The organism is Streptomyces sp. NPDC041200 (genome assembly GCF_055591805.1).
On the sequence record NZ_JBVIZF010000002.1, the window covers coordinates 141,305 to 164,264 of the forward strand.

Genomic DNA, 22,960 nt, shown 5'->3' on the forward strand with positions numbered 1-22,960 from the left:
GGAGCACGGAGGCGAAAGGTGACCCATGGACGAGCAGGACCGGCTGGCGGAACGGTTCGAGGCCCATCGCAGCCATCTGCGGGCGGTCGCCTACCGGATGCTCGGCTCGCTCAGCGAGGCGGACGACGCCGTCCAGGAGACCTGGCTGCACACGGTCGTCTCCCGGCTGTGCCTGGACATGCTGCGCTCGCGCTCATCCCGCCGGGAGGAGCCCATCGAGGGGCAGCCGCACCACCAGATCCGGGACGGCGGCGGTAGTGGCGGCGGAGGCGATCCCGAGGGCGAAGCGGTCCTGGTCGACTTGGTCGGCCGCGCGCTGCTCGTGGTGCTGGACACCCTCGCCCCCGCCGAGCGGATCGCCTTCGTCCTGCACGACGCCTTCGCCGTGCCGTTCGACCAGATCGCTCCCGTCGTCGAGCGCTCCCCGGAGACGGCGAAGAAGCTCGCCAGCCGCGCGCGCCGCAAGGTGCGCGGCACACCCGCGGTCTCCACCGCCCAGCTCACCGCCCAGCGCCGGGCCGTGGACGCCTTCCTCGCCGCCGCGCGCGACGGCGACCTGGCGGCGCTGCTGGCGGTGCTCGCCCCGGACGTCGTACGCCGCGCCGACCCGGCGGCCCTCCCGCCGGGCGTCCCGCCGACGTCCCGCAGTGCGCGCGCGGTGGCCGAGGAGACCACCGTGCTCGGGCGCCGGGCGCGGTTCGCCGCACCGGCACTGGTGAACGGATCGGTGGGCGTGGTCGTGGCGCCGCACGGGAGGCTGCTGCTCGCCCTCACCTTCACGGTCGAGGACGGGCGGATCGCCGCGTACGAGGTGATCGCCGACCCGGCCCGGCTCCGCGGGCTGGAGCTGGCCGTCCTCGACGGGTGACGCACCGGGACGGGCAGGCGCGGGCCGGGACGGGCCGGTCGGGGCAGGGGGCGCTCAGCCGGTGAGCGTGGGGGCGGGCTGCTCGTCGTCCGGCCGCTGGTCGTCCTCCGGCGCCCGCAGCTGCCTGGGCAGGCGGACGGCGCGCGCGGCGATCCGGTCGCGGGCCCGGGCCGCCATCCGGCCGGTCCAGAGCAGGAAGGCGGTCGGCAGGAACACCGCGTCCGCGGCGATGGCGGCGAGCGAGAAGAACGGCAGCCCGAGGGCGACGGCGATGCCGATGTGCTCCAGCATCAGCAGCACCAGCATGACGTTCTTGGCCCGGCGGTTCAGCAAGGTGAAGGGGAAGGCGACCTGGACGACGACCGTGCCGTAGGTCAGCAGCATCACCAAGGTGCCGCTGCTCGCGAGCGCGTCGGCCAGGGACGGCCAGGGGGAGAAGTAGTCCAGGTGCAGCGGGTAATAGAGGGCGGTGCCGTCCTGCCAGCGCGCCCCCTGGACCTTGTACCACCCGGCGGAGGCGTAGAGCAGGCACACCTCGCCCATGATCACCACGAGGGTGCCGTTGTGCGCCAGGTTGGCGAGCATGTCCAGGACGGTGCGCGCCTCCCCCGGCGCGTAACGGCGCGTGAGCCACCAACCGCCCTGGACGAGCCACAGCCCCCACAGGACCGTGGCCCAGCCAAGACCGGGCAGCGGGCCGTCGGCGGTCGGGGACAGCCCGGCGCCGGTGAACAGCTGGATCCAGGCCAGGGCGAGCCCCAGGACGGTCCACAGCACGATTCCGGTCGTATCGCGCGGCGGCTCCCGTCCGTCGTCCGGGCGGCGGGCGGCGCGGCGGGCGTCGAGCGACCAGACCTGGCCGCACCGGGTGAGCACCAGGTAGAGCGACATCAGGTGGATGAGGTTGTCGCCGCCGTCGCCGACGAAGATGGAGCGGTTCTGCAGCGACAGCACGCCGAGCATGAACAGCACGGACATGGTGCGGGTGCGCCAGCCGAGCAGGAGCAGCAGGGCCGAGATGAGGGCGAGGGCGTAGACGGTCTCGAACCACAGGCCGCTGTCGGACCACATGAGCGCGGTGAAGGCGTGGTTGCCGTCGATGAGCCGACGGGCCATGTCCCAGTTCCAGGGGCCGTCGGGGCCGTACAGCTCCCGCCGGTGGGGCCATTCGCGGAGCAGGAAGAGCAGCCAGGTGAAGGAGAAGCCGATGCGCACCACGGCCGTCTGGTAGGGGCCGAGCGCGGATCCGGTGACGCGGGCGTGGCCGCGCGCCACGGCGGCCTGGACACGCGCCAGGGCGGCCTGGACAGCGGATATCGTCACCGGCGCGTCCCCTCCGGAAGGTCGGCCCCGGTCACCGTCCACCAGGGCAGGGTCCGGAAGTACGTCTTGGTGTCGGTCTTCTCGTCGCTCCACGGCGGTGCGGCCAGCGGCGTGGTCGCGGACCGTACCTGGACGCGCCGCACCCTGCCGCCCTCCGGCTCCGGGCCGAGCCGGAGGATGACGATCCGGCGTATGTACCGCTCGGAGAGGCTGCCGCGGGTGCCGTTAGGCCGTTCCCGCGCGTCGTGCGATCCGGCGTAGAACTCCCAGGCGCGGCGCAGTTCGTTCTGCTGGGTGTGGCTGGGCAGCGGGTTGTGGTGGATGGCGGCGCCGTCCTGGGCCGAGAGATTGGTCCAGCCGGTGGTCGCGAGACCGCCCTCGGGGGTGCGGATCTCGGCCCGGGCCTGGATGGCGATGTCCTGCTGGAGGGGATTGGGCGCGAAGAGCTTCCAGTTCCGCTCGAATTCCGGGTAGGTGTAGTCGTCCATCGCCGCGCCGTGCCGCTTGCTGATCGTATTGGGCGGCGAAACGCTCAGGAACGCCATCCCGAGATGGATGGCCACGGCGACCGCGACGGCGGCGACCGCCACCGCGACGATCAGCTGTGACGGCAGGGAGAGCGCGGCGAGCCGTTCCGCCGCCTCGTCGTCCGGCTCGTCACCCGGCTCCGATACCGCCATGCCCCGCCCCACTCCCGATGGTCCAGGTCCGCGCACCCGGCCCGGACAGCTGCGCACCCACGGCCCCCAGGGGGTGTCCCTACGCCCGGCACGCTACCGATGCGGCCCACCCGGCACAGCACCCTCAGCGTTATCCACAGGCTTGACACCCTACGTTCCCTCGGCACACCATTGAACCGAACGATCGGTCGGTCGGTCGGGGATTGTCGGCCTGGCCGGGCTGGTCGTCGGGACGGACGGCGGGGACGGATGGCGAAGGGGCTTCGCATGACGACGATGGCGGCGGATGCCGGGGCGGGGGCGTACGAGGCGGTGTTCGACGCCGCCCTGGCCGCGGACGAGCGCATCGAGCCGCGCGACTGGATGCCCGACGCCTACCGGGCGTCCTTGGTCCGGCAGATCGCGCAGCACGCCCACTCCGAGATCATCGGCATGCAGCCCGAGGCCAACTGGATCACCCGCGCCCCCTCGCTGCGGCGCAAGGCGATCCTGATGGCGAAGGTCCAAGACGAGGCGGGCCACGGCCTGTATCTCTACAGCGCGGCGGAGACCCTGGGCACCAGCCGGGACGAGCTGCTCGACAGGCTCCACTCGGGCCGCCAGAAATACTCGTCGATCTTCAACTACCCGACGCTGACCTGGGCCGACGTGGGCGCCATCGGTTGGCTGGTGGACGGCGCGGCGATCACCAACCAGGTCCCGCTGTGCCGCTGCTCCTACGGGCCGTACGCCCGCGCGATGGTGCGGATCTGCAAGGAGGAGTCCTTCCACCAGCGCCAGGGGTATGAGCTGCTGCTGGCCCTGAGCCGGGGCACGAAGGCCCAGCACGCCATGGCCCAGGACGCGGTGGACCGCTGGTGGTGGCCGTCGCTGATGATGTTCGGCCCGCCCGACGACGCGTCGGCGCACTCCGCCCAGTCGATGGCCTGGAAGATCAAGCGGCACTCGAACGACGAGCTGCGCCAGCGCTTCGTCGACATCTGCGTCCCCCAGGCCGAATCCCTCGGCCTCACCCTCCCCGACCCCGATCTGACGTGGAACGAGGAGCGGGGCCACCACGACTTCGGCCCCATCGACTGGGACGAGTTCGGCGAGGTGCTGCGGGGAAACGGGCCGTGCAACGCCCAGCGGATGTCCCAGCGGCGCCGGGCCCATGAGGAAGGCGCCTGGGTGCGCGAGGCGGCCGCGGCGTACGCGGCCAAGCACGGGGAGGCACAGGCATGAGCGGTAGCGGTAGCGGAGACGGCGCATGGCCGCTGTGGGAGGTGTTCGTCCGCGGCAGGCGCGGCCTCGCGCACACCCACGCGGGCTCCCTGCACGCCCCGGACGCGGAGATGGCGCTGCGCAACGCCCGCGATCTGTACACCCGGCGCTCGGAAGGCGTCTCGATCTGGGTGGTGCCCTCCGCCTCGATCACCGCCTCCTCACCGGACGAGAAGGACCCGTTCTTCGAGCCCGCCGCCGACAAGCCCTACCGGCATCCCACGTTCTACGAGATCCCGGAGGGGGTGCGGCACCTGTGACCGCCGCCCTCGCCCTGGGCGACGACGCGCTGGTGCTCTCCCACCGGCTGGGGGAGTGGGCGGGCCACGCCCCCGTGCTGGAGGAAGATGTCGCCCTCGCCAACATCGCCCTCGACCTGCTCGGCCAGGCCCGGGTGCTGCTCTCCCTCATCGGCGACGAGGACGAGCTGGCCTATCTCCGCGAGGAGCGGGCGTTCCGCAACGTCCAGCTGGTCGAGCAGCCCAACGGGGACTTCGCCCACACCATCGCCCGCCAGCTCTACTTCTCCACCTACCAGGAGCTGTTGTACGAGGAGCTGGCGCGCGGCGACGGCCCCTTCGCACCGCTGGCCGCCAAGGCGGTCAAGGAGGTCGCCTACCACCGCGACCACGCCGAGCACTGGACGCTGCGGCTCGGCGACGGCACCGAGGAGAGCCATCAGCGGATGCGCCGCGGGGTGGACGCGCTGTGGCGGTTCACCGGCGAGCTGTTCGAGCCGGTCGAGGGGTGCGAGGTCGAGTGGTCCGCGCTGCACGGCGCCTGGCTGGAGCGCGTCACCGCCGTCCTCACCCGGGCCACGCTGAGCGTGCCCGAGGGGCCGCGGCGCGACGGCTGGGCGGCCGGTGCCGGGCGCCAGGGCATCCACACCGAGCCGTTCGGCCCGATGCTCGCGGAGATGCAGCATCTGCACCGCAGCCACCCGGGGGCGTCATGGTGACGCCCGCGCCCCACGCCCCCACCGCGCTCGAGGAGGAGCTGCGGCGGCTGGCCGGCTCCGTGCCGGATCCCGAGCTGCCGATGGTGTCCCTGGCCGAGCTGGGGGTGCTGAGGGGGCTGCGGGTCCCGGCACCGGGCCGGGTCCAGGTCGACCTGACCCCCACCTACACCGGCTGCCCGGCGCTGGAGACGATGGCCGCCGACATCGAGCGGGTGCTGCGCGACCGCGGCATGGCCGAGGTCGAGGTCCGCACGGTGCTCGCCCCGCCGTGGACGACGGACGCGATCAGTGCCGAGGGCCGCCGCAAGCTCGCGGAATCCGGCATCGCGCCGCCGCGGGCCGCGGCGTCCGGGCCGGTGCCCGTCGCGCTGACGGTGCGCTGTCCGCACTGCGGCTCGACCGAGACCACGCTGCTCAGCCGCTTCTCCTCCACCGCGTGCAAGGCGCTGCGCCGCTGCGAGAGCTGCCGCGAACCGTTCGACCACTTCAAGGAGTTGTGATGACCGCGGAAGTGGTGCCGAGCGCCGCGCCCCACCACGGCGCGTTCCATCCGCTGCGGGTGGCGGCCGTCGACCCGCTCGCCGATGACGCGGTGGCCGTCACCCTCCAGGTGCCGCCCGCGCTGCGCGAGACGTTCCGCTTCGTCCCCGGGCAGCACATCGCGGTGCGGCGGCTCACGGACGGCGCGGAGATCCGGCGCACGTATTCGATCTGCGTCCCCGCCCCGGGGCCGGAGGGGCCGGAGCTGCTGCGGGTCGGGGTGCGGCTGGTGGAGGGCGGCGCGTTCTCCACGTACGCCCTCAAGGAGCTGGCGGCCGGAGAGGTGGTGGAGGTGATGGCCCCGGCCGGGCGATTCGTGCTCGACCCCAGGCCCGGCCACTTCGCCGCGGTCGTCGGCGGCAGCGGCATCACCCCCGTGCTGTCCATCGCCGCCACCCTGCTGGAGCGGCAGCCCGAGGCCCGCTTCTGTCTGATCCGCAGCGACCGCACCGCGGCCTCCACGATGTTCCTGGAGGAGGTCGCAGACCTCAAGGACCGCTGGCCCGACCGGTTCCAGCTGGTGTGCGCCCTCTCCCGCGAGGAACAGCAGACCGGGCTGGTGTCCGGGCGGCTGGATCAGGAGCGGCTGACCGGACTGCTGCCCGCGCTGCTGCCGGTGCCCTCGGTGGACGGCTGGTTCCTGTGCGGTCCGTACGGGCTGGTGCGCGCCGCCGAGCAGGCGCTGCGCGGGCTCGGGGTGCCGCGCGGCCGGGTCCATCAGGAGATCTTCCATGTGGCGGGCGAGCCCGGTGAGGGCGTCTCCCCCGCGCCGCGCCCGGCGGCCGGACCCTCGCACAGCACGGTGACGGCGACCCTGGACGGCCGGTCGGGCAGCTGGCCGGTGCGGGACGGGGAGGCGTTGCTGGAGACCGTGCTGCGCAATCGCGCGGACGCGCCGTACGCCTGCAAGGGCGGGGTGTGCGGGACCTGCCGGGCGTTCCTGGTCTCCGGGGAGGTGCGGATGGACCGGAACTTCGCGCTGGAGCCGGACGAGGTGGAGGCGGGCTATGTGCTGTCCTGTCAGTCCCATCCGGTCGGCGAGCGGGTGGAGCTGGACTTCGACCGCTGACGTTCCCCTCTCATAGGCGTTCTTTTCTTATAGAACCTGTTCTATCTTGACGGTCCGTCAGATGAGGCTCGCGGCGCGGGAGGACGGACAGTGGACTTCACCTTCACCGAGGAACAACAGGCGGCGGTCGAGGCGGCGAAGGCCGTTTTCTCCTCCACCACACCGGACGCGGTGCCCAGCCCCGCCCTCACCCCCGGCGCCGTCGCCGACGACATCGACCGCGCGCTGTGGCGCAGGCTCGCCGACGCCGATCTGCTCGGGCTGACCCTCGACCCGCGCTACGGCGGCTCCGGACTCGACCCGCTCGCCCTGTGCCTGGTGCTGCGCGAGTCCGCGAAGGTGCTGGCCCGGGTGCCCCTGCTGGAGACCACCGCGGCCGCCCTCGCCGTGCAGCGGTACGGCGCACCCGAGCTGTGCGCCGCCGTGCTGCCCCGGGCCGCCCGCGGCGACCTCGTGCTCACCGTGGCCGCCGCCGGACGCACCGGCCACGGCCCGGCCGAACTCGCCGTCCAGGCACGCCAGGACGGCGCCGACTGGGTGCTGGACGGGGTGCAGACCGCCGTCCCCTGGGCCACCGACGCCGATCTCCTGCTGATCCCCGCGCACACCGGCGCGGGCCGGGCGCTCCTCGCCGTGATCCCCCGCGAGCGGGCGGGTATCGGCCTGGAAGAGCAGGTGTCCACCAGCGGCGAGCGGCTGGCCGAGGTCCGGCTGGACGCGGTCCGGGCGGCCGGTCCCGAGGTGCTGGACGCGGACGGCGCCTGGGACTGGCTGCGCGCGCTGCTCACCACCGGCACCTGTGCGCTGGCCCTGGGCGTCGGCACGGCGGTGCTCGGCCTGACCAGCTCGTACACATCCACCCGTGAGCAGTTCGGCCATCCGCTCGCCACGTTCCAGGCGGTCGCCGTCCAGACCGCCGACCGGTACATCGATCTGCGGGCCATGGAGGCCACGCTGTGGCAGGCCGCCTGGCGGCTCTCCCGGGACGAGAAGAGCATGGAGTCGGCGACGGCGAACGGGGCGCTGCCGGTCGCCGGAGACGTGGCGGTCGCCAAGATGTGGGCCGCCGACGGCGTACGCCGGGTCGTCCAGACCGCACAACATCTGCACGGCGGCTTCGGCGCGGTCACCGACTATCCGCTGCACCGCTATCACGCCTGGGCCAAGCATCTGGAGCTGTCCCTGGGCCCGGCCGCCGCCCACGAGGAGGAGCTGGGCGGGCTTCTCGCCGCCCACCCCCTCGCCTGAGGCGACCCGCGCCTCCGCGACCCCGCGACAGGGTCTAGAGCACGAAGGCGCCGTCGGCCGTGCCGTCCTGGCCGCCGACCATCGGCCGACCGGACGCCTCCCAGGCGAGCATCCCGCCGTCCACGTTCACCGCGTCCAGGCCCTGGGCGACCAGATACTGCGTCACCTGCGCGGACCGCCCGCCGACCCGGCACATCACATGCACCCGGCGCCCCTCATCAACCGACTCGGTCAGCTCGCCGAACCGGGCGACGACCTGGCTCATCGGGATGTGCAGCGCGCCCTCGACGTGCCCGGCCGCCCACTCGTCGTCCTCCCGGACGTCGAGCAGAAAACCGTCGGCCGGCACCGCCGCGGCCTCCACCTGGGGAAGCTGGGCAAAATGCATCACACACACCTCTCACACGACATGGGCGACCCGGTGACATGGGCAGCCCGGCAAACCTACTACCGCGCCAGCTCCGCGAGCCGGGCCTCCTTCTCGGAGACCTGGGCGATCAGCTGCTCGGCGATCTCGTCCAGCAGCCGGTCCGGATCCTCCGGCGCCATCTTGATCATCGCGCCGATCGCGCTCGACTCCAGCTCGTTCGCGACCTCGGCCAGCATCTCCTTGCGCTCGGCCAGCCACTCCAGCCGGGCATACAGCTCCTCGCTGCGGCTCGCCCGCCGCTCGGGCGGCGGCGGACCGGCCTCCCACTCCTCGGCCAGCTCCCGCAGCAGCTTCTCGTCCCCGGCCGCGTACGCCGCGTTGACCCGCACGATGAACTCACCGCGCCGCTCCCGCTCGGCCCCCTCCTCGGCCAGGTCCGGATGGGCCTTACGGGCCAGGTCCCGGTAGATCCGGCGGGCCTCCTCGCTCGGCCGCACCCGCGGCGGCGGCTGCACCGGCTGCTCGGTGAGCATCGCGGACGCCTCCGGCGACAGACCATCCGAGTCGATCCAGCCGTGGAACAGCTCCTCCACACCGGGCATCGGTTGCACCAGACCGCGCGCCTCACGGGCCCGTCGCTGGTCCTCCGGATCGCCGGTGCGCGCCGCGACCGCCTCGGCGATCAGCGCGTCCAGCTCGTCCAGGCGCGAGTACATCGGCCCGAGTCGCTGATGGTGCAGCCGGGAGAAGTTCTCCACCTCGACCCGGAAGGTCTCCACCGCGATCTCGAACTCGATCAGCGCCTGCTCGGCCGCCCGCACCGCCCGCTCAAGACGCTCGGCCGCCCGTGTCTCTTCCTCGGACCGCGCTTCGTCGGACCGTGCTTCGTCGGACCGTGCCTCTTCCTCGGATCGCGCCTCCTCGGAACGTGCCTGCTCGGACGGTGCCTCGGCCGCTGCCCGGGATTCCTCCTGGGGCTCCGCCTCGGGCACCGCCCGCTGTGCCTGCTGCTGCGCTTCCCGGTTCGTCACCCGCTCAGCCTACGTGGGGCGTCTCCCGGGACCCGAGCCTCACACCCCCGGCTCGGCCGCTATGCGCCCGGCGCGCACCGCGGCCAGCAGCTCCGCGTGATCGGCCTCCGTACGGTCCGCGTACGCCACCGCGAAGTCGGCCATCGCCTCGTCCAGCTCCTCCCCCTTGCCGCAGTACCCGGCGAGCAGCCGCGGATCCGCGCTGTGCGCATGGGCCCGCGCCAGCAGCGCGCCCGTCATCCGCCCGTAGTCGTCCATCTGGTCGGCGGCCAGCGCCGCCGGGTCCACACTCCCCTTGCGGTTGCGGAACTGCCGCACCTGGTACGGCCGCCCGAGCACCGTCGTCCAGCCCAGCAGAATGTCGCTGACGACCTGCATCCGCTTCTGGCCGAGCACCACCCGCCGCCCCTCGTGGACGACCTCGGGTATCTCGAAACCGGCCCGCCCGAGATGCGGCAGCAGCACGGACGGCCGGGCCTCCTTCACCTGGAGCACCAGCGGCTCGCCCCGGTGGTCGAGCAGCAGCACCACATACGAACGCGTCCCCACGCTGCCCGTGCCCACGACCCGGAACGCCACATCGTGCACCTCGTACCGGGCGAGCAGCGGCAGCCGGTCCTCGGGCAGCGTCCCCAGATAGTCGCCGAGCGCCGCCGCGACGGCCACCGCCTCGGCGTCCGGCACCCGCCGCAGCACCGGCGGCGCGTCCACGAAGCGCCGGGCCACGGGCCGGCCGGAGGAGCCCCCGTCCCCCGGGACCGCCTCGGTGGCCTTGGCGGCGAAGCGCGCGCTCGTGTTCCGCCGGGCCTTCTCGGCCACCCGCCCCAGCGTCCCGGCCAGGTCCCGGGCGTCGGTGTGCGAGACCAGCTCCTCGTCCGCGATCGCGTTCCACGCGTCGGCGGCCGGGAGCTTGGCCAGCAGCCGCACCGTGCGCCGGTAGGCGCCCGCCGCGTCACGGGCGGCCGACCGGCAGGTGTCCTCGTCGGCACCGGCCTCCCGCCCGGCCAGCACCAGCGAGGCCGCGAGCCGCTTCACATCCCACTCCCACGGACCGTGGACGGTCTCGTCGAAGTCGTTCAGATCGATGACCAGGCCGCCGCGCGCGTCCCCGTAGAGCCCGAAGTTGGCGGCGTGCGCGTCACCGCAGAGCTGTGCGCCGACACCGGTGACCGGGGTGCCCGCCAGGTCGTGCGCCATCAGCCCGGCCGAACCGCGGAGGAAGGAGAACGGGGTCGCGATCATCCGCCCCACCCGTATCGGCGTCAGCTCCGGCAGCCGCCCGGCGTTCGACCGCTCGACCGCCGCCACCGCGTCCGGCCGCCCGGGGCCAGGATCCGGCAGCGCGGCGTGCGCCGAGCGCGGCACCCGCTTCCGCAGCGCCTTCCCCTCCTGGCGGGGAGAGGGGCCCTCACCGCGCCAGGCGGCGAACCCGGGGACCTGGGGCAGCCGCCGGGCCGCCCCGCCCACACCCGTGCCGTCAGCCATTACGCCCCCCGCTTCGTTCTTCGCCCGCCACCGGCATCGCCGACGGCGGCCCACCGTCGACCGACCAGCACCGTACCCCCGATCACCCAGATCCCGTCAGGGCCTGTGGATAACTTCGGTGAGTGCGGCGAAGTCCCTGCTCAGGGCCGGAACTGGTCGGGGCAGCCGCCGCCTTCGGGCAGATGGTCCTCGGCCCACCGCCCCAGCTCCTTCAGCGCGGGTTCCAGCGCCTCCCCGGCCTCCGTCAGCCGGTAGGCCACCCGCAGCGGAGGACCAGAGTCCACTTCCCGGATCACCAGCCCCGCCGCCGCCAACTCGGTGAGCCGGTCCGACAGCATCCGCTCGCTGATCCCCGGAATGGCCCGTCGCAACTCGGCGAAGTACGCCCCCTGTTGGGTCAGAACGGCCACGATCAGCCCGGTCCACCGCTTCCCGAACAGCTCGAAGACCCGGGTCATCTTGCCGTCGACCTGCTTGCACACGTGCTCGTCGTGGATCTCGTGCTCGCTGTGGGTCTCGCGCCCACCTCCGTCCGCCATGGAATACACGATACTGCGTTCCCGTTCGGTACTGCAGAAAAGTAAGCTACTGTGCCAATCGCAGGTACATAGAAAACCACCGCTCCTTTGTGGAGCGCCTTGTCCACGGAGGCACCTCCATGCCCACGCTTCTTCACCTCGACACCTCGGTCTTCCCCGGCGAAGCCTCCGCCTCCCGCGCGGTGACCGCCACCTTCCGCAAGGAGTGGGAGGCCCAGCACCCGAACGGCACGGTCATCTACCGCGACCTGGCCGCCGAGCCGCTTCCGCACCTCGACGGTCTCGCCGCGTCGGCCGGCTTCGTCCCCACCGAGAGCCACACCCCCGAGCAGCAGGCCGCCTTCGCGCTGCGCGACACCCTGGCCGGTGAGCTGGAGCGGGCCGACGTGGTCCTCATAGGGGCCCCGATGTACAACTTCACGATCCCCTCCACGCTCAAGGCGTGGCTGGACCACGTGATCATCATGGGCCGCACCTCCGGCGCCGAGCAGACCTCCACCTCGGGCACCCCGACGATCGTCGTCGCCAGCCGGGGCGGCGGCTACGGTCCGGGCACGCCGCGGGAGAGCTTCGAGTTCGTCACGACCTACTTGGAGAAGGCGCTGAAGGACGCGCTGGGCCTCGACGTCGAGTTCGTCGTGCCGGAGCTCACCCTGGCCCGCAGCAACCCGGCGATGGCCGACCTGGTCGAGCTGTCGGACGCCTCCAAGGCGAAGGCCCACGAGGACGCCGCCTCGAAGGCCAAGGCGCTCGCCTCCCGTTTCGCCGCCTGATCAGCGGCCGGCCGCGGAACCGCGGGGCCACCCCCACCCGGGGAGGCCCCGCTTCCGTTTGTCCAGAAACGACCTCCGGAACGAGTCCGGGCCGATGCCCAAGCCGACGTCCGGGCCGAGCCGTTGAAGGCTGATGTGGATCAAGCCGAAGTGGCAGTGGATCAAGCCGAACTCGAGCCGGAACCGAGGAGGGGCACATAACGCGGAACGGGCCTCTCCCGAGCGACTTTCGTCACTCCGGAGAGGCCCGCTCCGACTGGTGCGCGAGGGGGGAGTTGAACCCCCACGCCCTTTCGGGCACTGGAACCTGAATCCAGCGCGTCTGCCTATTCCGCCACCCGCGCATGGGTGCTTGTCTTCCGCTCACCGCCTGCTCCGCGGGCCTTTCGGTCCGGTTCGCTGCGGCGCCTTCCGACATCCAGAACACTAGCACGCTGGGCAGGGTGGATTCACACTCGTTGTCGAGCCCCCGCGCGGAGGGGCTCCGTCGCGGTTGCGGGACACTGTCCAGAGGGCACCTCTACGATCCTGTGAGAGGTGACACTGCTCCGCAGGGCCAGGAAGGGGAACCACCCGATTTCCCGACGCGTGGATACGATCAGTAAGCAGTACCAGGACGACACTGAGCACGACTGAGGAAGGAGGTGCCCCGTGGGAGTACTGAAGCGCTTCGAGCAGCGTCTCGAGGGTCTCGTGAACGGCACCTTCGCCAAGGTGTTCAAGTCGGAGGTCCAGCCCGTCGAGATCGCGGGCGCGCTCCAGCGCGAGTGCGACAACAACGCGACCATCTGGAACCGGGACCGGACCGTCGTCCCCAACGACTTCATCGTCGAGCTGAGCACCGGCGACTACGAGCGGCTCGCGCCGTACTCCGGGCAGCTCGGCGACGAGCTGTCCGGCATGGTCCGCGAGTACGCCAAGCAGCAGCGGTACACCTTCATGGGCGGCGTCAAGGTCCACCTGGAGAAGGCTGACGACCTCGACACGGGCCTGTACCGGGTGCGCAGCCGGACCCTGGCCTCCAGCGAGTCCCAGAGCCCGGCGGCCCAGCAGGCCCCGGCCCGCAGCGGCGGGGCACCGCAGCAGCGCCCGGGCGGCTACGGCCAGCCCGCGGGCGCGCCGCCCATGCCCAGCGCCCCTCCCGGCGCCCGCCCCGGAGCCCGGAGCGGAGGCGCGGGCGTCGGCCCGCAGCCGCAGGGTCAGACCCGGCGCTGGATTGAGATCAATGGCACTCGCCACCAGATCTCCCGGTCCACCCTGGTTCTGGGCCGCAGCACCGACGCTGACGTGCGCATTGACGATCCCGGTGTCTCCCGCAGGCACTGCGAAATCCGGGTCGGAACACCGCCGACCGTCCAGGATCTGGGGTCGACGAACGGCATCGTGGTGGACGGACAGCACACCACCCGCGCTACGCTCCGCGACGGCTCACGGATCGTCGTGGGCAGCACCACCATCGTTTACCGGCAAGCCGAAGGGTGAAGCGGGGGCAATGTCAGAGCTGACCCTCACGGTCATGCGGTTGGGTTTCCTCGCCGTACTGTGGCTGTTCGTCATCGTGGCCGTTCAGGTCATCCGTAGCGACCTGTTCGGGACTCGCGTGACGCAGCGCGGTTCGGCGCGCCGTAGCGCCCCCGACCGGCCGCAGCAGCAGCAACAGCGGCAGCAACAGCAGACCGCACCGCCCCAGCAGCGCCAGCAGCCCTCGGGCCGCGGTCGCCGTGGGGCCCCCACCAAGCTGGTGGTCTCCGAAGGCACCCTGACCGGCACCACGGTCGCGCTCCAGGGGCAGACCATCACTCTCGGTCGTGCGCACGATTCAACAATCGTGCTGGACGACGACTACGCCTCCAGTCGGCATGCCAGGATCTACCCGGACCGTGACGGCCAGTGGATCGTCGAGGATCTCGGCTCCACCAACGGCACCTATCTCGACCGGAACCGGCTCACCACACCGACACCGATTCAGCTGGGTGCGCCGATCCGCATCGGCAAGACCGTCATCGAGCTGCGGAAGTAGTAGGACCATGACGACCGGAGGGTGGGCAGCGTGGTTGGCAAGGGGCTGTACCCGGAGCCGACGGGCGAGGTGCGCATGAGTCTGTCACTGCGTTTCGCCGCCGGATCCCACAAGGGCATGATCCGGGAGGGCAACGAGGACTCCGGCTATGCCGGCCCCCGGCTGCTCGCCATCGCCGACGGCATGGGTGGCCAGGCCGCCGGCGAGGTCGCCAGCTCCGAGGTGATCTCCACCCTGGTCCAGCTCGACGACGACGTCCCCGGCTCGGACATCCTGACCTCCCTGGGCACCGCCGTGCAGCGGGCCAACGACCAGCTGCGCGTCATGGTCGAGGAGGACCCCCAGCTGGAGGGCATGGGCACCACGCTCACCGCCCTGCTGTGGACCGGTCAGCGGCTCGGCCTCGTGCACGTGGGCGACTCGCGCGCGTATCTGCTGCGCGACGGCGCCCTCACCCAGATCACCCAGGACCACACCTGGGTGCAGCGGCTCGTCGACGAGGGCCGCATCACCGAGGAGGAGGCGGGCACCCACCCGCAGCGCTCCCTGCTGATGCGCGCGCTCGGCAGCGGCGACCACGTCGAGCCCGACCTGTCCATCCGCGAGGTCCGGGCCGGCGACCGCTACCTCATCTGCTCCGACGGCCTGTCCGGCGTCGTGAGCCACCAGACCCTCGAGGACACCCTCGCCAGCTACCAGGGACCGCACGAGACGATCCAGGAGCTGATCCAGCTCGCGCTGCGCGGCGGCGGCCCCGACAACATCACCTGCATCGTCGCCGACGTCCTCGACGTGGACGGCGGCGACACCCTGGCGGGCCAGCTCAACGACACCCCGGTGATCGTGGGCGCGGTGGCCGAGAACCAGGTCCCCCTCGGGGACGGCGGCGCCGGCAACACCCCGGCGAGCCGCGCCGCCGAGCTGGGGCGCAACCGTCCCGTCCCGCAGCAGGGCGACGCACCGGGCGGCTTCGGGCCGCCCGGCAGCGGCGACCCGGGCCTCGGCGGACCGCCCGAGGGCAGTTACGGGGCCTACGCGGAGGGCGACTACACCAAGAAGAACGGCCGCAAGACCTGGGTCAAGCGGTCGCTGTTCATCGCGCTGGGCCTCGCCGTGCTCGGCGGCGGCCTCTACAGCGGCTATCAGTGGACGCAGACGCAGTACTACGTGGGCTCCAACGGGGACCACGTGGCGATCTACCGGGGCATCAGTCAGGACCTCGCGTGGATCAAGCTCAACAAGGTCCACGAGGACCACCGCGAGATCGAACTCAAGTACCTCCCGACCGATCAGCGCAGCCGCGTGGAGGACACCATCGCGGTCAGCGGGCTCGGCCAGGCCGAGGACAAGACGAAGGATCTCGCCACTCTCGCCAGCGCCTGCAGAAAGGCTGACGCACAGCGCAAGGCCGAGGAGAGCCAGAAGGACCTCACCGGCGGCAAGGGGCAGGCCGGCGGCGGATCCGGAGGCAAGACAGGTAGCAGCGGCGGCACGCCGCAGCAGAGTCAGAGCGCGACGACGGGGTTGCGCGCCGCCAAGGCCACACCGACGCCGAAGAACACGGCGTCGTCCTCTCCCACTCCGAAGCCGGGTCCCACCCTGTCGGAGCAGGAGAAGGAGTTGGTCCCGCAGTGCAGCAGCACCCAGCCGTGAAGCCGTTAGGGGCCGCCCACCCATGAGCAGTAGTACGACCAACACGACCACGATCAGTACGGCCGGTCCACCGAGCCGCCGCAACACCGAGCTGGCCATGCTGGCGTTCGCGGTGATCATCCCGGTCTTCGCGTACGCCAACGCGGGCCTGGCGCTCAGCGACGAGTTGCCCTCGGGCATGCTCAGCTACGGCATCGGGCTCGGCCTGCTCGCGGGCATCGGCCACATCGTGGTGCGCAAGTTCACCCCGTACGCCGATCCGCTGCTGCTGCCGATCGCCACGCTCCTCAACGGCCTCGGCCTCGTGATCATCTGGCGGCTGGACCAGTCGAGGCGGCTGGCCCAGCGGGCGGAGGACATCGGTCAGACCTTCGCCCCCTCCGCGCCCAACCAGCTGATGTACTCGGCGATGGGCGTGGCCCTGTTCGTGGCCGTCCTGATCCTCCTCAAGGATCACCGGATTCTGCAGCGGTACACCTACATCTCCATGATCGGCGCGCTGATCCTGCTGATCCTGCCGATGTTCTTCCCGGCCCGGTTCGGCGCACGCATCTGGATCACCGTCGGCTCCTTCTCCATCCAGCCCGGCGAGTTCGCCAAGATCATCATCGCGGTCTTCTTCTCCGGCTACCTCATGGTGAAGCGGGACGCGCTCGCGCTGGCCAGCCGCCGCTTCATGGGGCTCTACCTGCCGCGTGGCCGTGACCTCGGTCCGATCCTGATCGTCTGGGCCATGAGCATCCTGATCCTGGTCTTCGAGACCGACCTCGGAAGCTCGCTGCTGTTCTTCGGCCTGTTCGTCGTCATGCTGTACGTGGCGACCGAGCGCACCAGCTGGATCGTCTTCGGTCTGCTGATGTCCGCGGTCGGCGCGGTCGGTGTCGCCTCGTTCGAGTCGCACGTCAAGGTCCGTGTGATGGCGTGGCTGCACCCGTTCGCCGTCTACGACACCCCCCGGCCCAGCTGGGCCACCACCGACCAGATCGCCCTGTCCCTGATGTCCTTCGGCTCCGGCGGCGTCTCCGGCACCGGCTGGGGCCAGGGCGCCTCCGACCTGATCGGCTTCGCGGCCAACTCCGACTTCATCCTCGCCACCGTCGGCGAGGAGCTGGGGCTCGCCGGCACCATGGCCTTCCTCCTGCTGTACGGCCTGATCGTGGAGCGGGGCATGCGCACCGCCCTGGCCGCCCGGGACCCGTTCGGCAAGCTGCTGGCGGCGGGCCTGTCCGCCGCGTTCGGCATCCAGGTCTTCGTCGTCGCGGGCGGTGTGATGGGCCTCATCCCGCTGACCGGTATGACGATGCCGTTCGTGGCGTACGGCGGTTCGTCGGTGCTCGCCAACTGGGCACTGGTCGCGCTTCTCATCAAGATCAGCGACACCGCCCGGCGGCCCGCGCCCGCGCCCGCCCCCTCCACTGACGCCGAGATGACTCAGGTGGTCCGCCCGTGAACAAGCCCTTGCGCCGAATCGCGATCTTCTGCGGCCTCCTCGTCCTCGCCCTGCTGGTGCGGGACAACTGGATCCAGTACGTCCAGGCCGACGGCCTCAAGACCCACAAGCAGAACCGTCGCGTGGCGATCGAGCAGTACAGCCAGCCGCGCGGCAACATCATCGTCGACGGCCGCCCGATCACCGGGTCCGTGGAGACCGACGGGGTCGACTTCAAGTACAAGCGCACGTACAAGAACGGTCCGATGTGGGCGCCGGTCACCGGGTACGCCTCCCAGGCGTTCGGCGCGACCCAGATCGAGAGCATCGAGGACGGCATCCTCACCGGCAACGACGACCGGATGTTCTTCAACCGTACGGTCGACATGTTCACCGGCAAGAAGCCGAAGGGCGGTGACGTCATCACCACCCTGAACGCCAAGGCCCAGGAGGCCGCTTACAAGGGGCTCGGCAAGAACAAGGGCGCCGTCGCCGCGCTCGACCCGCGCACCGGCAAGGTCCTCGCCCTCGCCTCCACTCCGAGCTACGACCCGTCGAAGTTCGCGGGCAGCTCGACGAGCGACGCGGACGTCTGGAAGGGGATGTCGAAGGACAAGGAGCAGCCGACGCTGAACCGGGCGCTGCGGCAGACCTACCCGCCCGGCTCCACTTTCAAGGTCGTCACCGCCGCGGCCGCGCTGGAGGACGGCAAGTACACGGACATCGACGGAGCGACCGACTCGCCCCTGCCGTGGCGGCTGCCGCTGTCCACCCAGCCCCTGCGCAACGAGGGCAACATCCCCTGCAAGAACGCCACCCTGCGGCAGGCCCTGCGCTACTCCTGCAACACCGTCTTCGGCAAGCTCGGTGACGACCTGGGCAAGGACAAGATGCTGGCCCAGGCGAAGAAGTTCGGCTTCAACGACGAGGTCTTCATGCCCGTCCGCGCCGCCGAGAGCGTCTACCCCGAGAAGATGGACCGTCCGGGCAACGCCCTGTCCTCGATCGGCCAGTTCGACACCCGCGCCACCCCGCTGCAGATGGCCATGGTCGCCGCGGGGATCGCCAACGACGGCAAGCTGATGAAGCCGTACATGATCGACTCGCTGCGCGCCCCCAACCTGAACACGATCGACCAGACCAGCCCGGAGGAGATGAGCCAGCCGCTCAGCTCGGAAAACGCGGGCAAGCTCCAGGACATGATGGAGACCGTGGTCAAGGAGGGCACCGGCACCAACGCCCAGATCCCGGGCGCCACGGTCGGCGGCAAGACCGGTACCGCGCAGCACGGTGTCGACAACAGCGAGAACCCGTACGCCTGGTTCATCTCCTACGCCAAGACCGACGAGGGCTCCCCGGTCGCGGTCGCGGTCGTGGTGGAGAGTTCCGACACCCTCCGCGACGACATCGCGGGCGGCAAGCTGGCGGCGCCGATCGCCAAGGATGTGATGAAGGCGGTACTGGACAGCGAGCGCGACAAGTGACGCCGGTCACGCCCTGATGCCAATCCCGCACGTCGTCGTACCGGTCCGGTATCAAGAATCGGCCGAGGCCGGGTCCCGTAAGACGTGCCGGGTACCGTATGCGCGAGCAGCACTTCGCCGGCCCCCCACACAGGGTGCGGCCGGGAATGACGGAAGAGGGCTGGAGTAGCTATGGAAGAGCCGCGTCGCCTCGGCGGCCGGTACGAGCTGGGCTCGGTGCTCGGCCGCGGTGGCATGGCCGAGGTCTACCTCGCGCACGACACCCGCCTCGGCCGTACTGTCGCCGTGAAGACGCTCCGGGTGGACCTCGCCCGCGATCCGTCCTTCCAGGCCCGGTTCCGCCGAGAGGCCCAGTCGGCGGCCTCGCTCAACCATCCCGCGATCGTCGCGGTCTACGACACCGGCGAGGACTACGTCGACGGTGTCTCGATCCCGTACATCGTGATGGAGTACGTCGACGGCTCCACTCTGCGTGAGCTTCTCCACTCCGGGAGAAAGCTGCTCCCCGAGCGCTCGATGGAGATGACGGTCGGCATCCTCCAGGCCCTGGAGTACTCGCACCGGAACAACATCGTCCACCGGGACATCAAGCCGGCGAACGTGATGCTCACGCGCAGCGGCCAGGTCAAGGTGATGGACTTCGGCATCGCCCGCGCCATGGGCGACGCCGGTATGACCATGACGCAGACGGCGGCCGTCATCGGCACCGCGCAGTACCTCTCCCCCGAGCAGGCCAAGGGCGAGACCGTCGACGCGCGCAGCGACCTCTACTCCACCGGCTGTCTGCTGTACGAGCTGCTGACGGTGCGGCCGCCGTTCGTCGGGGACTCCCCGGTAGCGGTGGCCTACCAGCACGTGCGGGAAGAGCCGCAGCCGCCGAGCACGTACGACCCCGAGATCACCCCGGAGATGGACGCGATCGTCCTGCGGGCCCTGGTCAAGGACCCCGACTACCGCTACCAGTCGGCCGACGAGATGCGCGCCGACATCGAGGCGGCGCTCGAGGGCCAGCCGGTCGCCGCGACCGCCGCACTGGGCGCGGTCGGCTACGGCTCGAACGACCAGCCCACGACGATGCTGCGGCCGCAGGACGCCGGTCCGGCGACCTCGATGCTGCCCCCGATGCGGGACGACGACGGCGGCTTCGGCTACGACGACCGGCAGGACCGGCGGCGCGGCGGCCCGCAGAAGAAGCGCAACCTCTCGACGATCCTGCTCGTGGTGGCCGGCGTCCTCGTGCTCGTCGGCGCGATCTTCATCGGCAAGTCGATCTTCGGCAACGGCGGCAAGAACGACTCCATGGTCCCGGTGCCCTCGCTGGTCGGGAAGACCTTCAAGGAGGCCAGCGCCCAGGGGGACAACGGCGACTTCAAGGTCGAGAAGGCCGGCTCCGAATTCTGCGACCAGGCCAAGGACACGGTCTGCAGCCAGGATCCCGAGAACGGTGAGATCAAGCGCTACGACACGGTCCAGCTGACCATGTCGAAGGGCAAGAAGCCGGCCGAGAAGATCGAGGTCCCCGACGTCCTCAACGTCCAGTTCGAGTCGGCGAAGGCGTCCCTGGAGGCCAAGGGCTTCACCGTCGACAAGGCGACCGAGGAGTCCGACCAGACCGCGGGCAAGGTCACCCGCCAGAGCCTGGACGCGGGCAAGAAGGTCGCCAAGGGCACCAAGATCACCCTGACCGTCGCCACGCCGCAGCAGCAGGTCCAGGTCCCTGATGTGACCACCAAGCCGCTCGCGGAGGCCGAGACGGCCCTCAAGGCCCAGGGCTTCAAGGTCCAGTCGACGGAGCAGGACAGCGCCGACGCCCAGGCCGGCACGGTCATCAGCCAGGACCCGGCCGGCGGCGGATCAGCCGCGCCCGGTTCGGTCATCAACCTGACCGTCGCCAAGGCCCCGGATCAGCAGCAGCAGGTCCCGGTGCCCAACCTGGGCGGCCAGAAGCTCAAGGACGCCAAGAAGGCCCTCCAGGACCTCGGGCTCAACGTGGGCAACATCAACGGCCCGCAGGACGACAACGCGACCGTGGTCGCCAGCAACCCCGGCGCGGGCACCCAGGTGCCCAAGGGCCAGTCCGTGAACCTCGTGACGGTCCAGGGCAACGGGAACGGCGACGATGACGACGGAGGCTTCTTCGGCGGCCTCGGCTAGCCCGCCTCGCGGACAGCACACCGCGCCACAGCGCGCATCGCACGGGGAAGCCCCCGGCGCCCTCTACCGGGTGCCGGGGGCTTCCCCGTGGTGGGACAAGCCGTTGAGGGGCGTCAGCGCAGCTCCTTGGGGGGCGTACGGTCCGCGTCGACCTTCTCGGTGCGCTCCAGTTCGCCCCAGACGATGTAGCGGTACTGCGAGGTGAAGACCGGGGTGCAGGTCGAGAGCGTGATGTAGCGGCCCGCCTTCTTCTTGCCCGACTCCTTCGGGACCGCGTTCAGCACGTCCACGTTGAACTTCGAGGTCTCGGGCAGCGTCTCGTAGACCTTGTAGACGTACCAGGTGTCCCGGGTCTCGAAGACCACCGGATCCCCGTCGTGGATCTTGTCGATGCCGTGGAACTTGGCACCGTGCCCGTCCCGGTGGGCGGCCAGCGAGAAGTTGCCCGACGCCGTCCAGGGCATCGCGGACTTGACCGGCTCCGTGTAGTACCCGGCGACGCCGTCGTTGAGGACCTTGGCCGAGGTGCCCTTCTTGACCAGCACCTCGCCGTCACCCATCGCCGGTACGTGCAGGAAGCCGATGCCGTCCTTGGTGTCGAGCCTGCCCGGCCCCCGGTCGGCCCAGTGCTTGCGCACCTGGTCGCCCTGCTTCTTCGCCTCCCGGTCGGCGAGGACGTTCGTCCACCACAGCGAGTAGGCCACGAAGAGGGCCAGGATCAGCCCCGCGGTGATCAGCAGCTCGCCCAGCACTCCGATGGCCGCCGCGATCCGCCCGCGGCCGGAGGAGCCGCGGGTCGGCTGGGCGGGCGGGGCGGGGTCCTGCCCCTGCCGCTGGTCGTCGTCGGTCCGTGCCACCGCGTCGTTCCCCTTTTCTGGATCTTCCCGGTCCTACTCGACCAGTGCGTCCGGCTTCCCCTCGCTGCGCGGCCGCTCGTCGACCATCTTGCCCCAGACGATCATCCGATAAGTGCTGGTGAACTCGGGGGTGCAGGTCGTCAGCGTGAGGTAGCGGCCCGGCTTGCTGAAGCCGGAGCCGGGCGGCACCGGGCCGATGACGCCTGTGTTGGAGGGGGACGTCTGCGGCAGGATGCTGGTCATGTCGTAGGTGTAGAACCGGCTCTGCGTCTCGACGACGATCTTGTCGCCGGGCTTGAGGCGATTGATGTAGCGGAACGGCTCGCCATGGGTGTTGCGGTGCCCGGCGAGCGCGAAGTTGCCCTTCTTGTCCCACGGCATCGCGGTCTTGAGCTTTCCCTTGGCGTAGTGGCCGACCATGCCGCGGTCGAGGACCTTGTGCTTGTCGATCCCCTCGGCGATCGGGGCCTTCACATCCAGCTTCGGGATGTAGATGATCGCGAATCCCTGGCCGGGGGAGAACACGCCCGGGTCGCGGTCCGCGCCCTTCGTGTCCCACTGCTTCTGCAGATCGCCCGCCGCGCCGTTCGCCTGCTGGTGCGCCCGGATGTTGGTCCACCACAGCTGGTACGTCACGAAGAGCAGCATCACCACGCCGAGGGTGATGAACAGCTCGCCGACCACCCGGCTCGCCACGACGCCCGGGCTGTCCTTGCGGGCGCGGGCGGCGCGCTTGGCCTCCATACGGGTGCGGGGTCGCGCCTCCGCCCCCGCCGAGGCGCCTGTGGCCTCTGTGACGGCCGTACCGCCCCGCGCCCGGGCTCCGTGCCGTCCACCGCGCTTCGCGGCCCCCTGAGCGGCCTTGCGGCGGGCCGCACGGCCGCCGGGGGACGGCGCCTCGCCCGCCCGGTCCTGCTCGACGGTCCGCAGCGGCATGGTCCGGTCGTGGGCGGGGGCGGCCACGGTCCGCAGCGCCATCGTCTCGTCGTCGTCCGCGGAAGTCGCCATGGCGGCCCTTGCGGGAGCCGCCGGGGGGTCGGCGGCGACGGGGGCCAGGACGGCCGTCTCGCCCGCGCTCACGGCGGCGGGTCCTGTGGGTCCTGTGGGCCCTGTGGGTCTGGCAGGGCCTGTGGGGCCTGTGGGGCCTGCCGCTGCCGACCGGGCGCGCCGCCGGCCGGTGGGAGCCGCGGCCGCCTCGTCGGGGCGCTCGTCCGCG

22 protein-coding genes and 1 tRNA gene are annotated in these 22,960 nt (G+C 71.2%); 14 read left to right on the forward strand and 9 right to left on the reverse strand.

The window, feature by feature from the left end:
• Positions 1–25 precede the first annotated feature (25 nt).
• A complete protein-coding gene (locus tag ACZ6CL_RS05680; RefSeq protein WP_468931579.1) occupies positions 26–868 on the forward strand; it encodes a sigma factor in 843 nt (280 codons plus the stop codon).
• Between the two features lie 54 nt (positions 869–922).
• Here ACZ6CL_RS05680 and ACZ6CL_RS05685 read toward each other — a convergent pair whose 3' ends face one another.
• Together ACZ6CL_RS05685 and ACZ6CL_RS05690 are read right to left on the reverse strand one after the other, a co-directional pair.
• Positions 923–2,233: an HTTM domain-containing protein gene (locus tag ACZ6CL_RS05685; protein WP_468931582.1), complete on the reverse strand. Its 1,311-nt coding sequence runs from the start codon at positions 2,231–2,233 to the stop codon at positions 923–925.
• The gene (locus ACZ6CL_RS05690) at positions 2,188–2,871 is read right to left on the reverse strand and encodes a DUF5819 family protein (protein ID WP_468931584.1); all 684 of its coding nucleotides are present in this window, start codon (positions 2,869–2,871) and stop codon (positions 2,188–2,190) included. The genes ACZ6CL_RS05685 and ACZ6CL_RS05690 overlap by 46 nt, the downstream gene beginning before the upstream one ends.
• A gap of 267 nt (positions 2,872–3,138) precedes the next feature.
• Here ACZ6CL_RS05690 and paaA point away from each other — a divergent pair, with 267 nt between their 5' ends.
• From paaA to ACZ6CL_RS05720, 6 genes are all read left to right on the forward strand, one after another.
• Positions 3,139–4,095 (forward strand): 1,2-phenylacetyl-CoA epoxidase subunit PaaA, encoded by a 957-nt coding sequence (gene paaA, locus ACZ6CL_RS05695; RefSeq protein WP_468931587.1) that lies wholly within the window; start codon positions 3,139–3,141, stop codon positions 4,093–4,095.
• Positions 4,092–4,394 carry a 1,2-phenylacetyl-CoA epoxidase subunit PaaB gene (gene paaB, locus ACZ6CL_RS05700; protein WP_468931590.1) on the forward strand — a complete coding sequence of 101 codons (303 nt, stop codon included), beginning with the start codon at positions 4,092–4,094 and terminating at the stop codon, positions 4,392–4,394. The genes paaA and paaB overlap by 4 nt, the downstream gene beginning before the upstream one ends.
• Positions 4,391–5,092 (forward strand): 1,2-phenylacetyl-CoA epoxidase subunit PaaC, encoded by a 702-nt coding sequence (paaC, locus tag ACZ6CL_RS05705; RefSeq protein WP_468931593.1) that lies wholly within the window; start codon positions 4,391–4,393, stop codon positions 5,090–5,092. Before paaB ends, paaC begins: the two co-directional genes overlap by 4 nt.
• The gene (gene paaD, locus ACZ6CL_RS05710; RefSeq protein ID WP_468931595.1) at positions 5,086–5,592 is read left to right on the forward strand and encodes a 1,2-phenylacetyl-CoA epoxidase subunit PaaD; all 507 of its coding nucleotides are present in this window, start codon (positions 5,086–5,088) and stop codon (positions 5,590–5,592) included. The genes paaC and paaD overlap by 7 nt, the downstream gene beginning before the upstream one ends.
• Entirely contained in the window at positions 5,592–6,701 is a 1,110-nt protein-coding gene (locus ACZ6CL_RS05715) for a 2Fe-2S iron-sulfur cluster-binding protein (protein ID WP_468931597.1), read from the forward strand. The genes paaD and ACZ6CL_RS05715 overlap by 1 nt, the downstream gene beginning before the upstream one ends.
• A gap of 90 nt (positions 6,702–6,791) precedes the next feature.
• Positions 6,792–7,949, forward strand: coding sequence for an acyl-CoA dehydrogenase family protein (locus ACZ6CL_RS05720; RefSeq protein WP_468931600.1), 1,158 nt, complete (start codon positions 6,792–6,794; stop codon positions 7,947–7,949).
• 34 nt (positions 7,950–7,983) lie between these two features.
• Here ACZ6CL_RS05720 and ACZ6CL_RS05725 read toward each other — a convergent pair whose 3' ends face one another.
• The 4 genes from ACZ6CL_RS05725 to ACZ6CL_RS05740 form a co-directional block, all read right to left on the reverse strand.
• Positions 7,984–8,337: a rhodanese-like domain-containing protein gene (locus tag ACZ6CL_RS05725; protein WP_450879400.1), complete on the reverse strand. Its 354-nt coding sequence runs from the start codon at positions 8,335–8,337 to the stop codon at positions 7,984–7,986.
• 59 nt (positions 8,338–8,396) lie between these two features.
• Positions 8,397–9,350, reverse strand: coding sequence for a hypothetical protein (locus ACZ6CL_RS05730; protein ID WP_468931602.1), 954 nt, complete (start codon positions 9,348–9,350; stop codon positions 8,397–8,399).
• A gap of 39 nt (positions 9,351–9,389) precedes the next feature.
• Positions 9,390–10,835: a DUF2252 domain-containing protein gene (locus tag ACZ6CL_RS05735; RefSeq protein ID WP_468931605.1), complete on the reverse strand. Its 1,446-nt coding sequence runs from the start codon at positions 10,833–10,835 to the stop codon at positions 9,390–9,392.
• Between the two features lie 140 nt (positions 10,836–10,975).
• Entirely contained in the window at positions 10,976–11,374 is a 399-nt protein-coding gene (locus tag ACZ6CL_RS05740; RefSeq protein ID WP_468931607.1) for a winged helix-turn-helix transcriptional regulator, read from the reverse strand.
• A 119-nt stretch (positions 11,375–11,493) separates the two neighbouring features.
• Between ACZ6CL_RS05740 and ACZ6CL_RS05745 the strand changes: the two genes are divergently transcribed.
• Positions 11,494–12,147: an FMN-dependent NADH-azoreductase gene (locus ACZ6CL_RS05745; protein WP_468931610.1), complete on the forward strand. Its 654-nt coding sequence runs from the start codon at positions 11,494–11,496 to the stop codon at positions 12,145–12,147.
• A gap of 257 nt (positions 12,148–12,404) precedes the next feature.
• Here the strand turns inward: ACZ6CL_RS05745 and ACZ6CL_RS05750 are convergent.
• A tRNA-Leu gene (locus ACZ6CL_RS05750) sits at positions 12,405–12,491 on the reverse strand.
• Between the two features lie 307 nt (positions 12,492–12,798).
• Between ACZ6CL_RS05750 and ACZ6CL_RS05755 the strand changes: the two genes are divergently transcribed.
• The 6 genes from ACZ6CL_RS05755 (at position 12,799) to pknB (ending at position 20,887) form a co-directional block, all read left to right on the forward strand.
• Positions 12,799–13,629 carry an FhaA domain-containing protein gene (locus ACZ6CL_RS05755; RefSeq protein WP_468931611.1) on the forward strand — a complete coding sequence of 277 codons (831 nt, stop codon included), beginning with the start codon at positions 12,799–12,801 and terminating at the stop codon, positions 13,627–13,629.
• Positions 13,630–13,639: 10 nt separating this feature from the next.
• Entirely contained in the window at positions 13,640–14,167 is a 528-nt protein-coding gene (locus tag ACZ6CL_RS05760) for an FHA domain-containing protein FhaB/FipA (protein ID WP_468931613.1), read from the forward strand.
• Positions 14,168–14,242: 75 nt separating this feature from the next.
• Positions 14,243–15,820: a PP2C family protein-serine/threonine phosphatase gene (locus ACZ6CL_RS05765; protein WP_468933271.1), complete on the forward strand. Its 1,578-nt coding sequence runs from the start codon at positions 14,243–14,245 to the stop codon at positions 15,818–15,820.
• Positions 15,821–15,842: 22 nt separating this feature from the next.
• A complete protein-coding gene (locus tag ACZ6CL_RS05770; RefSeq protein ID WP_468931616.1) occupies positions 15,843–17,270 on the forward strand; it encodes an FtsW/RodA/SpoVE family cell cycle protein in 1,428 nt (475 codons plus the stop codon).
• Positions 17,267–18,733 (forward strand): peptidoglycan D,D-transpeptidase FtsI family protein, encoded by a 1,467-nt coding sequence (locus ACZ6CL_RS05775; RefSeq protein WP_468931619.1) that lies wholly within the window; start codon positions 17,267–17,269, stop codon positions 18,731–18,733. Before ACZ6CL_RS05770 ends, ACZ6CL_RS05775 begins: the two co-directional genes overlap by 4 nt.
• A 171-nt stretch (positions 18,734–18,904) precedes the next feature.
• Positions 18,905–20,887 carry a Stk1 family PASTA domain-containing Ser/Thr kinase gene (gene pknB, locus ACZ6CL_RS05780; RefSeq protein WP_468931622.1) on the forward strand — a complete coding sequence of 661 codons (1,983 nt, stop codon included), beginning with the start codon at positions 18,905–18,907 and terminating at the stop codon, positions 20,885–20,887.
• Between the two features lie 113 nt (positions 20,888–21,000).
• Here pknB and ACZ6CL_RS05785 read toward each other — a convergent pair whose 3' ends face one another.
• Both ACZ6CL_RS05785 and ACZ6CL_RS05790 read right to left on the reverse strand, forming a co-directional pair.
• On the reverse strand, positions 21,001–21,744 hold the full coding sequence (locus ACZ6CL_RS05785) for a class E sortase (protein WP_468931625.1): 744 nt from the start codon (positions 21,742–21,744) through the stop codon (positions 21,001–21,003).
• A 33-nt stretch (positions 21,745–21,777) separates the two neighbouring features.
• A complete protein-coding gene (locus tag ACZ6CL_RS05790) occupies positions 21,778–22,824 on the reverse strand; it encodes a class E sortase (protein ID WP_468931627.1) in 1,047 nt (348 codons plus the stop codon).
• Between the last annotated feature and the right edge of the window lie 136 nt (positions 22,825–22,960).

Excerpts from the sequence above, each read along its gene's own strand:
- ACZ6CL_RS05680 (WP_468931579.1), top strand. The coding sequence starts at position 26 with ATGGACGAGCAGGACCGGCTGGCGGAACGGTTCGAGGCCCATCGCAGC.
- ACZ6CL_RS05690 (WP_468931584.1), bottom strand. The coding sequence starts at position 2,871 with ATGGCGGTATCGGAGCCGGGTGACGAGCCGGACGACGAGGCGGCGGAA.
- paaA (WP_468931587.1), top strand. The coding sequence starts at position 3,139 with ATGACGACGATGGCGGCGGATGCCGGGGCGGGGGCGTACGAGGCGGTG.
- paaB (WP_468931590.1), top strand. The coding sequence starts at position 4,092 with ATGAGCGGTAGCGGTAGCGGAGACGGCGCATGGCCGCTGTGGGAGGTG.
- paaD (WP_468931595.1), top strand. The coding sequence starts at position 5,086 with ATGGTGACGCCCGCGCCCCACGCCCCCACCGCGCTCGAGGAGGAGCTG.
- ACZ6CL_RS05715 (WP_468931597.1), top strand. The coding sequence starts at position 5,592 with ATGACCGCGGAAGTGGTGCCGAGCGCCGCGCCCCACCACGGCGCGTTC.
- ACZ6CL_RS05725 (WP_450879400.1), bottom strand. The coding sequence starts at position 8,337 with ATGCATTTTGCCCAGCTTCCCCAGGTGGAGGCCGCGGCGGTGCCGGCC.
- ACZ6CL_RS05735 (WP_468931605.1), bottom strand. The coding sequence starts at position 10,835 with ATGGCTGACGGCACGGGTGTGGGCGGGGCGGCCCGGCGGCTGCCCCAG.
- ACZ6CL_RS05740 (WP_468931607.1), bottom strand. The coding sequence starts at position 11,374 with ATGGCGGACGGAGGTGGGCGCGAGACCCACAGCGAGCACGAGATCCAC.
- ACZ6CL_RS05745 (WP_468931610.1), top strand. The coding sequence starts at position 11,494 with ATGCCCACGCTTCTTCACCTCGACACCTCGGTCTTCCCCGGCGAAGCC.
- ACZ6CL_RS05760 (WP_468931613.1), top strand. The coding sequence starts at position 13,640 with ATGTCAGAGCTGACCCTCACGGTCATGCGGTTGGGTTTCCTCGCCGTA.
- ACZ6CL_RS05765 (WP_468933271.1), top strand. The coding sequence starts at position 14,243 with ATGAGTCTGTCACTGCGTTTCGCCGCCGGATCCCACAAGGGCATGATC.
- ACZ6CL_RS05770 (WP_468931616.1), top strand. The coding sequence starts at position 15,843 with ATGAGCAGTAGTACGACCAACACGACCACGATCAGTACGGCCGGTCCA.
- pknB (WP_468931622.1), top strand. The coding sequence starts at position 18,905 with ATGGAAGAGCCGCGTCGCCTCGGCGGCCGGTACGAGCTGGGCTCGGTG.